The organism is Desulfobacula sp. (assembly GCF_030611305.1).
In the GTDB taxonomy this organism is placed as follows: domain Bacteria; phylum Desulfobacterota; class Desulfobacteria; order Desulfobacterales; family Desulfobacteraceae; genus Desulfobacula.
Genome location: NZ_JAUWQB010000013.1, coordinates 42,745 through 54,444 on the forward strand (window position 1 = coordinate 42,745; position 11,700 = coordinate 54,444).

Below are 11,700 nucleotides of genomic sequence, written 5' to 3' on the forward strand. Positions count from 1 at the left end.
AATTTCCCGATCCCGCTATCACGGGATCGGGAAATTTAATGGAGACGTCTACAGTCCATCAAAAAAAGGATATGCAAAAAAGGCCTTATTCGCTTTGCATAATAACATTAAGGTAATGCCGTTGGCTTGTAAGGAGGTATCAATGAAGGCTGTTGTAAGTATCGGACGAAACATGGGCAAGGCAATTAACCAGGTTTGCCAATTCGGGCATCTGCTGGGAGAAATCGCCGTATTGATATTGTTACTTATGGTTTCCTATACTGTGGTCATGAGATATTTTTTTAATAATCCACCCATATGGACAGAGGAAATAGGCTGTTACCTTTTTATCTTCATAATCTGGATTTCAGTGGGTGGTGTACTGAAAGAAGATCGCCATATTACTTTTGATTTGGTATTTGAATATATTTCTCCGAATACGCAGATCTGGCTTAAAATCGTGACCTCTTTTGTAGGTCTTTTGTTTTGTGTTGTTCTTGCCTGGTATGCTACCAGGTATACATTTTTTCAATATCAATTCAACCTTGAGTCTTCCACATTGTTATCCATGCCGTTGTGGATACCCTATATGACCATACCTGTGGGGGGAATTATAATCAGCCTGCAGTTCCTGGTCAAAATTGCGGGATATTTCTCTTTTCTGTCAGGCCAGAAGAATAAACAAAAGGAGAATATGAATCATGGAGCCTAACTTAGTTCTCATAATATGCATAGTGATTTTGTTTGGTCTATTGCTCGCAGGTAGCCCTATCTTTGTAGCTCTGGGAACAGCAAGCATTCTTGGCATTTTCCTGTTAGGGGGGCTGAGTGCAGTCTACCGTTTGCCTTCAATAATTTTCTCACATCTTGACAACTTTATTCTGCTTTCTGTGCCGCTTTTCCTGCTGATGGGTCAAGTTCTCTTTTTTTCAGGGATAGGTGCGGATCTATATAAATCCGGAAACAAATGGTTTTCGGGAGTCAGGGGGGGGCTGGCAATGGCAAGCACGATTTCTTGCGCTGTTTTTGGTGCCATGTGTGGTGTAAGCCTGGCTGCTGCCGCGGCTATCGGATCATTCGCTATCCCGGAAATGAAAAAAATGAATTACGATCCCGGATTCGCTGCAGGCACAGTCGCCGCTGCGGGTGCCTTAGCCATGCTCATTCCGCCGAGTCTGTTGTTTATCCTATACGGTGCCATAGCTGATGTATCGGTCGGCAAACTGTTTATCGGTGGTATAGTGCCCGGCATTATTCTGGCTTTAATGATGTGCGGTTATGAATGGATAGCAGTAAAAAGGAATCCGCTCATGGCCCCTATGATAAAAGAAAACGTAACCTGGAAAGATAAGTTTTCTTCCCTAAAGAGGTTATGGCCTGCATTGATTCTCATATTTTTAGTGCTGGGAACCATTTATCTTGGTGTTTGCACTCCTACAGAGGCCGGAGCCATTGGTTCGATGGGCGCCATTTTTATATCCGTTTTTATTTATCGTAGTCTCACGTGGGAAAAATTTCGGCTTATTTTTAATTTTACGACTCGAACAACAGCGTCGATAATGCTTATCTTTTCTTGCGGGGTCTTATTCAGCGTGCTCCTAACCATGCTGAGACTCCCGGACAAGCTGTCTGAATTTGCCATTGCAAGCGGATTGCCTGGATGGGGGATTATTATTATGTTGTGTTGTATGCTTCTGATTCTTGGTATGTTTGTGGACGGTGGAACAGCAGTTATAGTCACCACCCCTATTGTACTGCCAACAATAATCTCAGCAGGTTATGATCCGTTGTGGTGGGGAGTAATCCTGATATTGAATCTTGAGATGGCCGTAATCACGCCTCCTGTGGGGTTAAACCTTTATGCAATCAAGAGCATTGCCAATGATATAGCAATGAAAGATATTATTCGAGGATCTTTGCCTTTTGTCATTGTTGAGATGCTTTGCCTGGCACTATTTATAATTTTTAAAGACCTTGCCCTGTGGCTACCCAGAATGATGGGATAACAGAAGATCCTGCAATACGTTTGAGGTTTGATGAATAGTCTTTTGCTCATAAAATCAACATCTTTAAATGGCTTACAATGTTAAATATAGGGGAAAATAGATGTCTGCTCGACAATGGAATATTGGTAGCATAACAAAAAAAAGAGCAATGCTTTCACCGGATAAGACGGCAATTATCTATGAAGGTAGAACAATAACTTACAAAGCGCTCAACGATGGAGCAAACCGCGTTGCCCATTATCTCCAGGAAAAGGGTTTAAAAAAGGGTGACCGGATTTCGGTTTTGCTTTTTAACTGCCCGGAATTCCTTGAGGTTTATTTTGCCGCAGCTAAATTAGGTATTATTTTCGTTCCTCTTAATTTTCGTTTGATCGGGCCGGAATTGGAATACCAGCTCAACAATTGTGAATCGCGCCTGTTGGTGTTTCATGATACACTTATTGAAAATATTGAATCTGTGCGCTCAAATACCAAGGTGGATGAGGATAAGTTTTTATACCTGAAAAGTGGCCTTCCTAACTGTGCCGGGTGTCCTGAATGGGCGACTGATTACAAAAAAATTGTGGAAAGCTGCTCCATGGCAGAACCGATACCCCGGGAACCGATATATTTTGATGATCCCCTGTGTATCATGTATACATCCGGGGTAACTGGAGCGCCCAAGGGTGCTGTTCTCTCCCATCAACAAACTTATTTCAAAAATTTTCAAATCATCCTTTACACTGACATGAGTGTTGATGACAGATTTCTTGCACAATCGCCGCTGTTTCATTCGGCAGGGCTTTTTTTCTTGGCAACACCGGTTCTCTGTTGCGGGGCAACAATGATCGTAAGGCAAAGTTTTGAACCTGAACAATTTACTATTGACATTGGAAAATATAAACCCACGATAATCTTTTGCATGACTGCCATGTGGAAAATGATATTGGAAACCAAACGGCTGGACAGCGTGGATACGACGGGTGTAAGGGTTGTTGTCGGAGGCGGAGAGAAGACTCCTCTGAGTCTTTTCGATGAGCTGAGCTCGAGAGGGCTTCATATGCAGATGGGCTACGGCCAGACTGAAAATTCTGTAATGATGATTATGCCCAAAGAATATGTTGAAAAGAAGAAAGGTTCTATTGGAAAACCGGGTTTTTTTACCGACGTATGGATAGCACACAAGGATGGCAAAAAGGCCGCACCGGGTGAAATAGGTGAAATAGTAGCAAGAGGTCTCCCTGTGATGAGTGGTTATTGGAATATGCCAGATATGACGGCCAAAACAATTGTGGACGGAGTACTCCACACGGGCGACCTTGGCTATATGGATGAGGACGGTTTTTTTTACATTGTAGACAGGGCAAAGGATATGTACAGGAGCGGCGGAGAAAATATTTATCCCGCCGAGGTTGAAAAAGTGCTTCTCAATTACCCCAAGATCCTCAATATTGCTATCATTGGGGTTCCTGATGAGAGGTGGGGCGAAACAGGCAAGGCCTTTATTGTACTCAGAGCAGGTGAAACACTCACAAGGGAGGAGGCCACTGAATTTTTAAAGGGAAAGGTGGCCAAGTACAAATACCCGCGCTATCTGGAATTTGTCGATCAGCTCCCCATGACAGCAAGTGGAAAAGTCAAAAAGGCGGATTTGAAAAAAAAATATGGCGTTCGTCTGAATGCCTGAAATTAGGACCAGGCCATAAAAATTTCTATAGAACAAAAAAAATGTATTACGGGAAAGGTAAAGGGTAATTTAAATATGAAGAAAGATTTGAACAAAATTGGTAGGGCAAAAGATGAATGGCAGAAAGAAACTGTCGAAGCACGGCTTAAGAAATATAACTTAAATAAGTGCCCAACAAAATTTTATACTCCATTGGATGTAAAAGAATTCGATTTTTTGGAAAAAATCGGGTTTCCCGGGCAATACCCCTATACAGCAGGGAATGATCCTGTTCCAAGATGGCAGGCTCTGGCCGAATCCGAGGCAAAGGCCAGTTTTAATTTTGAATGGGGTGGAGCATCTTCAAGCGGTGCCGGAAAATATGCGGGGTTTGGAACGTCTGAGGATTACCGGGACTACCTTCTCAGAATGCATGAACTGGGACGCAGGGGAGGTCCTAATTTCGCCTTTGATCTGCCCACACAATGTGGTTATGATTCTGATAACCCCAGAGCTATAGGTGAAGTTGGCAGGGTCGGGGTTGCCATAGACAGCTTTCAGGATTTTGAAACCGTGTATGAAGCCTATACCGGGGAGCTGGAGATGGATAAGGTTGCTTCAAATTTTACCATTAATGCTCCGGCGATTGTAATTATTGCCATGTTTGCAGCTCTTGCTGAAAAAAGAGGTGTTTCCTTGGATAAACTGCGGGGCACCCCCCAGAATGATATTCTTAAGGAGTATGTAAGCAGGGGGACATATATTTTCCCTCCTCGTCCTTCTCTCAGACTGTTTCGGGATACGCTGGCTTTTTGCACAAAACATATTCCTAAAATGAATGTTACCAGTATCGGCGGTTATCATATGCGTGAGGCAGGCGCCAGCAGGGAGCAGGATCTCGCTTTTAGCATGGCAATTGGAGCAGCTTATCTGCAGTCTGGTATTGATGCCGGATTGGATATTGACGAGTTTGCCCCGAAATTTACCTTTAATGCTTTTGGCGGAAGTATGGAAATGTATGAGGAGATCGCATTCCAGCGAGCTGCCAGGAGGATGTGGGCCACAATGTTAAAAGAACGCTTTGGAGCAAAAAATTCAAAGAGTATGATGATCCGTCAAATTATGACAGCTCATATTGGATGTTCCAGCACAACGCTTCAACGCCCTTTGAATAATTTGTGCAGAACAATTGTCGGAGGTGTCGCAGGAGGAATGTCCGGTGGTGTCCCCTTTGCTGCTATGCCTCCGTATGATGAACCACTGGGTTTAGGACACAGCCTGGAGGCTCAGCAGTTGGGCCATGATGCAACACGTATTTTAATTTACGAAGCCAGGCTTGGAGAGGTCACCGATCCCTGGGCGGGATCTTATTTTATGGAGTCTCTTACGGACAGAATTGAGGCCTCCGCTATGGAGGAATTTGAAAAAATTGAAAAAATGGGTGGTGCGGTTGCCGCAATTGAAAACGGCTATATACAACGGGAAATAGCCAAAAGTGCTTATGCCAGGCAGAAAAAAATTGAAACTCAGGAACAATTTGTCGTTGGCGTAAATTGCTTTAATGGTGCCAACGAGATTAATGTGATGACCGAACGAAGCGTTCCTGATGTCTATTCTTCGGAATTGATGAACACCGCTGAAAATCGCCAGAAAGAAAGTCTATCAAAGTTAAAAAATGAACGGGACAACAAAGCTGTCTCTGAAGCCCTTAAAGAATTGACGGCAGCAGCAAAAAAATCAGAAGATAATCTTATGCCTGTTGTAATTAAATGCGTAAAAACTTATGCTACTCTTCAAGAGATCTGTGATGTTTTCAGGGATGTTTTAGGAGAGGCCGAACCCTCAACAATTTAATCTATGACAGGGAAAAATCCTATGACCAAAGAGTTGACAAAATTGATTGGAGAAATGGAAAGTGGGTCTGTTCGTGCCTTGGCAAGGCTGATCTCTCTGGTTGAAAATCGGAGAGATGGGTGGATGGATGTAATGAGAAAGATTTATCCGCTGACGGGTAAAGCCCGGGTGGTGGGGATTACCGGTTCTCCAGGGGCTGGCAAGAGTACCTTGACTGACCGTATGATCGCTGATCTGGTTGATAAAGGGTTAAGTGTTGGAGTTATTGCAGTGGATCCTTCCAGTCCTTTTTCAGGTGGAGCATTGCTTGGAGACCGGCTCCGAATGAAAAAAACCAGTCTTCTTGAAGGGGTTTTTGTCCGGTCAATGGCAACCAGAGGTGCTCTTGGTGGGTTGAGTCTTGCTGCCCGAGATGTAATCAAAATTATGGATGCCTCTGGCAAAGACATTATTCTGGTGGAAACAGTGGGAGTCGGGCAGGCTGAGGTGGAGATTGTTAGAGCGGCTGATTTGGTAATGGTAGTCTGCGTACCTGGTATGGGGGATGGCATTCAGGCAATTAAAGCCGGAATTATGGAGATTGCGGATATCTTTGTTGTCAACAAAGCAGATAAGGAAGGAGTTGACAGAGCAGTGGGTGATATTCAGGGGATGCTGGCTCTCAGTTCGTTTAATGATTCTCCGACAATTCCAGTAATGAAGACAACTGCGGTTACGGGTGAAGGGGTACAAGCGTTAATAGAAACTCTTTTGAAATCCATTAAATTCCAAAAAGCTGATCCGATAAGGCAGAAAGAGCGTATCAGAGAAGAAATTCTGGGACTTATGGAAAGGGAAGTTTCCCGGGTACTGCACCGAAATTGGGTAAAAAATGGGAAATTAGATAATGCCCTCAAAAAGATATTGGCTCAGGAAATTGACCCTTATTCCATTGTAGAAGAAATGGTTGTTCCGCTAATACAGGTTTGAATTTATTTGGTCATAAAACAGCGATTATTTTTCAACGCACTTTAATAATAAATTGATAAAATTAAACAGGAGCAGACAATGGATTTTCAGCTGTCAAAAAAGATGGAGAGCAATTTATGACAAATGCATCGACGATTTTTATTTCAGGTATCGCAGGAGTTATGGCCGGAATGACCCTGCTCTATTTATCCTTGAAGATCACCTCTCTGATTGTAGACAAACTGGAAGCATCGGGTTCCGATAAAAAATAGAACCTGAAAACTGAAAATGTCATATCGCCTGAAGGGCAAAACGATGGATATTAAGCGCAATGCAGATTTTAGATGAAATATTAAACCAAATGTATAACTATACATTATTTATGTTAAAGGATTATTGACATGTTTGACGCAATACAGTCTCTTTCTGCGACCACCGGTTTCTGGAATCTGACTCCCGGGATGGTATTTATGTGGGCCGTTGGTCTGGTGCTGATCTACCTGGCCATTTCCAAACAGTATGAACCCCTGCTTCTGCTGCCCATCGGTTTTGGTATTATCCTTGCCAATCTTCCCCTGGCAGGGCTCATGGAACCCGGAGAGGGGCTTTTATGGAAATTTTATGAATACGGCATTCAGTGGGAGGTGATACCTCCTCTGATTTTTCTAGGGCTGGGGGCTCTCACCGATTTTGGGCCCCTGCTCGCCATGCCATCCCTGATTTTTCTTGGTGCTGCCGCCCAAGGCGGAGTGTACCTGACCTTTTTTATTGCCAACAGCCTCCTTGGGTTTGATTTAATGGAATCGGCCACCATTGGTATTATTGGCGGGGCTGACGGACCCACTACCATTTTTCTGGCATCCAAACTTGCTCCCCATATGCTGGGTATCTGTGCAGTGGCCGCTTACTCCTACATGGCTCTGGTTCCCATTATTCAGCCTCCGGTGATGAAGGCACTCACCAGTGAAAAAGAAAGAAGAATCCGCATGAAAAAAGGGCGCAAAGTCAAAAGATTGGAAAAATTACTTTTCCCCATTATTGCCACCTTTGTTATAGTCCTCATTGTTCCAGCCTCTGCACCACTGATTTCCATGTTCATGGTCGGTAACCTGTTCCGGGAGTCTAATGTGGTGGAGCGGTTGACAAAAACATCCCAGGAGGAACTGCTTAATATTGCCACTATTTTCCTGGGGCTGCCTGTCGGTGCCACCATGAATGCGGAGAATTTCCTTCAATGGAAGGTGATTTTTGTCTTTGTGCTGGGGCTGTGTGCCTTTATTCTAAGCACAGCTGTGGGGGTGTGCATTGCTAAGGTGATGAACCTGTTCAGAAAAAACAAGATTAACCCTCTGCTTGGCGCTGCCGGCGTTTCTGCGGTTCCCATGGCTGCTCGTGTGGTTCACAAGGTGGGACAGGAAGCCGACAAAAAGAATTACCTTCTCATGTATGCCATGGGCCCCAATGTGGCAGGTGTCATTGGTACTGTCATTGCTGCCGGTATCTTTTTAACACTGTTGCAGTAGATGTCGCTCGACCAGTACCGGAAAAAATTTATAGATTTCTGGTGAGAAGCAAGGTAGAGGAAGCAAAACCATACTAAGAAAAAAGATGTAGAATGGACTGGAGAGAGTGCCTTGATTATCATTAGACAAACCGGGTGGATGCTGACATGGATGCCACCATCCCATATTTGAGTTATTAATTAAAGGAGAATTCCATGAGTGAAGAGTTGTTGGCCCCCATGGCCGGAAAAATTGTTCAGGTTAACGTAAAGGTTGGTGGCAGTGTGAAGGAAGATGACGAGGCTATGGTCATTGAAGCCATGAAAATGAAAACACCTATCTATATCCCCTGTGATGGTAGCGTTGTCAGGATTAATGTAAACGAGGGTGACGACGTTGAAGAGGACGATGTTCTTCTGATCGTTGAATAATTCGATTTGTTTTCTGATGAATGAACCCTGACCATGATCCGTTCACAACGGAACTGGAAAGGGTCGTTGTGTCCGAAAGGCCAGAAGAAAAGATGGAAGCTTGGATTTTACAGAACTCATTGAGCGCATCTTAAATAAATAAATGAGTTACAGGTTTTCGTGCTAAAGAACCTGTGTACGGTGGTCCCCAAAAAACGAACAATGTGTTAAGCTCTAAATCAACCCCAGAATGTTGAGTTGATCATCACTGGGCGGGAAGCGACTGAAAAAGCAGATCTGGTTACAGAAATGAAGAAAATTAAACATTATTATCAGCAAGGCGTGACAGCACGAGTTGAAATCGAAAAATGAAGAAAAAAATAGTGAATGGACCCACTTTGCTGATTCGTTGCAAGGGTCAATGGATTACAAAATAAAGAAAAGGAGTAACAAAGGGCTAATCTCGGATTTGATAAAAAGCGGGTTTTAATAGAAGAGCGTTTTAATAGTTCTCACTTGTAAATAAATTTATCAACTTCTTAATTTCTTGTCCAGCATTGTCACAATCAATCCAATTATCATTTGTAGCTGCTGGAATAAGTATTTTTTTCCCTTTTTGAAATAGATACCGGCAATATTATAAGCGAGCTTTTTGCCTGATGTAAATTTGTATATTAAAGATGAGAGTGGGTCTTTTGGCAATCGGTTAAAGCCTTCGAAGGATGAAGCCTCCTAAGCGGTCTTCCCAAAAGGAATTTTAAGCTTTTTCATTCGTTTTCGGAGGGTGGAAGGATGAATATTGAGTACTTTTGCTGCTCCTTTTTCACCTTCTACACGGCCATTGCAGAGATCGAGAACACATCTTATATGGCGGGACATCGCCGCATTGAGTTCAAGTGATTCAACTGGGAGTTCATCAGCCGAGATATTATCAGTTTTTGTTTCTACAGGTTGATGCATTCCAATTTCCTTGAATTCAAGAAGATCGCCCTGATCAAGGATAAGGGAACGTTCCACTGCATTCTCAAGTTCCCGTATATTACCCGGCCAATGATACGCCATAAGCCGATCAATGGCAGACGGGGTAGGGGCAGGAACAATTAGGCGTTTCATTTCTTTTGATTTTTTTTTAATAAAATGGTGTACGAGAGCAGGGATATCCACTGTATGTTCACGTAAAGGCGGGATGGTAACAGGAAAAACTCTGAGTCTGAAAAAGAGGTCAGCCCGGAATCTATTTGTTTCCATCATTTTTTCAAGGTTTCTGTGTGTGGCTGCAATGACCCTGATATTGACCCGGATGGTCTGGGTTCCACCGACCCGGTCAATCTCTTTTTCTTGAAGAACGCGCAAAAGTCTTATCTGGGCTTCAGGTGTAAGTTCTCCTATTTCATCCAGAAAAAGGGTTCCCCCATGGGCACGTTCGATGCGCCCCCGTTTTTGTGAAACAGCCCCTGTAAACGCACCTTTTTCATATCCAAACAATTCACTGTCCAGAAGTGTGGTAGGGATTGCCCCGCAGTTCACCCGGATAAAAGGACCGTCTCTGCGCAGGGATAAATTATGAATGGCATTGGCGATCACCTCTTTGCCGGTGCCTGTTTCACCAAGAAGCAGTACAGGACTCTCCAAGGGAGCGACCTGGCGGACCATTTCCATCACACTCTTTAATCCCAGATCAGCACCAATCACGTCTTCTCCTGTAATTCTGCATAGTTCATCCTGAAAATACCTGTTGTCGTCGGTAAGCAAATCCTTTAGATTCTTGAGTTCCCGGTATCTGACGCTGTTGGTCAGAGCGATGGCACAAGGTTTAGTCAAAAGGCTTAAAAGACGGACATGATCAGACGTAAAATTTTGTTCCCCATTATTAAAAATACTGAAAACACCCAGCATTTTTTTTTCTAGAACCAAGTCCATAACAACAGCAGACAAATCAGATGCATTAAGTTTTTGAGCAAAAGAGCTGGTCACCGGATCATCCCCGAGTCGATCAACTATCCGAACCCGGCGCGACCGTTGCTCTTGAACTTGTTTGCGCCCTTTCGCAGATAATTGGGTTTTCATTGAAGTGGCCTCACTATGTTCAGGAGTCGCAAGGGCAACGGTTTCAACCACACCGGTATCACGGTGATATACATGAAATCCCATATGACCGACCGGAATAAATTCGCAAACATATAAAAGGCACTGTTGTAGCGCTCTTTCAATATCAAGGCTCCCGCAGATTTTCAGTGTGGCTTCCCTGAAAAAATCTTTTTCATCAAATGACATAATTTCCCTAAATAATATTTTAATATGGGTCAAAAATCATTTTCTACCCTATCTTCCAGTTTATTATAAAACAGGAAAATAGGACAGGGTTTTCTTTGCTATAGGACAGAAATATTTTAATCGCCGTATAAATACCTGTTTTTAAAGGAATTTCCGCAATGGTATGATTTGTGCTCTCTATCTAACAGAAAAGATAAAAACCTATTGAGGAGAAAATATCAATGGAAATTAAAAAGATATGTGTTTTAGGCGCAGGAATTATGGGTGCCGGGATTGCTCAAACAGCAGCTGTGGCTGGCTTTAATGTTAGTATTCGGGACATGGAAGCTCATCTTGTGGAAAATGGAATGGCTTCCGTCAAAAGCAATCTGGCCCGTGCGGTTTCGAAAGGAAAAATGGAAAAAAATGAAGCAGATAAAATCATGGGCCGTATTAAAGGTACCATTGACTTAAAAGAAGCCGCCCAGGATGCAGATATGCTAATTGAAGCCATTATTGAAGTCATGGAAATCAAAAAGCAGGTATATAAAGATCTTGATACCATCTGCAAAAAAGAAACGATCTTTGCATCCAACACTTCGGGTCTTTCCATCACGGAAATTGCAAGTGTTACACAAAGGCCCGGACAAGTTATCGGTATGCATTTTTTCAACCCGGTTCCTGTCATGAAGCTGGTTGAATTGATTAAGGGATTTTCCACCACAGAGGAAACCATGGGCATTGCCAAAGCATTTGTTGAAAAAATAAAAAAAAGCTCCATTGAAGTAAAAGAAGCCCCTGGGTTTGCAGTAAACCGTATTCTCTGCCCCATGCTCAACGAGGCTATTTTTGTTCTTTCCGAAGGCATTGCTGATGCCAAAGATATCGATGACGGGATGACCCTTGGGGCCAACCATCCCATAGGTCCCCTTGCATTGGCAGACATGGTGGGCCTGGACACCATTCTTTTTGTCATGGAGGGATTCCACAAAGAGCTGGGGGAGGATAAATACCGCCCTGCTCCCTTGCTAAGGAAAATGGTCAGGGCCGGTTATCTTGGCAGGAAAAGCGGCAAAGGATTTTACGATTATACAAAATAAATA

General features: G+C 43.4%; 10 protein-coding genes and 1 pseudogene. 10 read left to right on the forward strand and 1 reads right to left on the reverse strand.

What is annotated here, in order from left to right:
• Positions 1-142: 142 nt before the first annotated feature.
• From QAI40_RS04065 to QAI40_RS04105, 9 genes and pseudogenes are all read left to right on the forward strand, one after another.
• Positions 143-691: a TRAP transporter small permease gene (locus QAI40_RS04065; protein ID WP_299979925.1), complete on the forward strand. Its 549-nt coding sequence runs from the start codon at positions 143-145 to the stop codon at positions 689-691.
• A complete protein-coding gene (locus QAI40_RS04070) occupies positions 681-1,985 on the forward strand; it encodes a TRAP transporter large permease (protein WP_299979922.1) in 1,305 nt (434 codons plus the stop codon). The genes QAI40_RS04065 and QAI40_RS04070 overlap by 11 nt, the downstream gene beginning before the upstream one ends.
• A gap of 100 nt (positions 1,986-2,085) precedes the next feature.
• Complete coding sequence (locus QAI40_RS04075) at positions 2,086-3,651, forward strand: AMP-binding protein (RefSeq protein ID WP_299979919.1); 1,566 nt, start codon at positions 2,086-2,088, stop codon at positions 3,649-3,651.
• Positions 3,652-3,726: 75 nt separating this feature from the next.
• Entirely contained in the window at positions 3,727-5,484 is a 1,758-nt protein-coding gene (locus QAI40_RS04080; protein ID WP_299979916.1) for a methylmalonyl-CoA mutase family protein, read from the forward strand.
• Between the two features lie 21 nt (positions 5,485-5,505).
• Positions 5,506-6,453 (forward strand): methylmalonyl Co-A mutase-associated GTPase MeaB, encoded by a 948-nt coding sequence (gene meaB / locus QAI40_RS04085; protein ID WP_299979914.1) that lies wholly within the window; start codon positions 5,506-5,508, stop codon positions 6,451-6,453.
• A gap of 116 nt (positions 6,454-6,569) precedes the next feature.
• Positions 6,570-6,704, forward strand: a complete 135-nt coding sequence (locus QAI40_RS04090) for a hypothetical protein (RefSeq protein WP_299979912.1) — start codon at positions 6,570-6,572, stop codon at positions 6,702-6,704.
• A gap of 129 nt (positions 6,705-6,833) precedes the next feature.
• Positions 6,834-7,955 carry a sodium ion-translocating decarboxylase subunit beta gene (locus tag QAI40_RS04095; protein ID WP_299979910.1) on the forward strand — a complete coding sequence of 374 codons (1,122 nt, stop codon included), beginning with the start codon at positions 6,834-6,836 and terminating at the stop codon, positions 7,953-7,955.
• Between the two features lie 194 nt (positions 7,956-8,149).
• Positions 8,150-8,365 carry a biotin/lipoyl-containing protein gene (locus QAI40_RS04100; protein WP_299979908.1) on the forward strand — a complete coding sequence of 72 codons (216 nt, stop codon included), beginning with the start codon at positions 8,150-8,152 and terminating at the stop codon, positions 8,363-8,365.
• Positions 8,366-8,593: 228 nt separating this feature from the next.
• A pseudogene (locus QAI40_RS04105) lies at positions 8,594-8,716 on the forward strand (cob(I)yrinic acid a,c-diamide adenosyltransferase); the annotation flags it as partial.
• A 360-nt stretch (positions 8,717-9,076) separates the two neighbouring features.
• On the opposite strand, the gene QAI40_RS04110 reads toward QAI40_RS04105, so the two are convergent.
• Positions 9,077-10,618: a sigma-54-dependent Fis family transcriptional regulator gene (locus QAI40_RS04110; protein ID WP_299979905.1), complete on the reverse strand. Its 1,542-nt coding sequence runs from the start codon at positions 10,616-10,618 to the stop codon at positions 9,077-9,079.
• A gap of 221 nt (positions 10,619-10,839) precedes the next feature.
• On the opposite strand from QAI40_RS04110, the gene QAI40_RS04115 reads away from it, so the two are divergent.
• Positions 10,840-11,697 (forward strand): 3-hydroxybutyryl-CoA dehydrogenase, encoded by an 858-nt coding sequence (locus tag QAI40_RS04115; protein ID WP_299979902.1) that lies wholly within the window; start codon positions 10,840-10,842, stop codon positions 11,695-11,697.
• Positions 11,698-11,700: the final 3 nt, after the last annotated feature.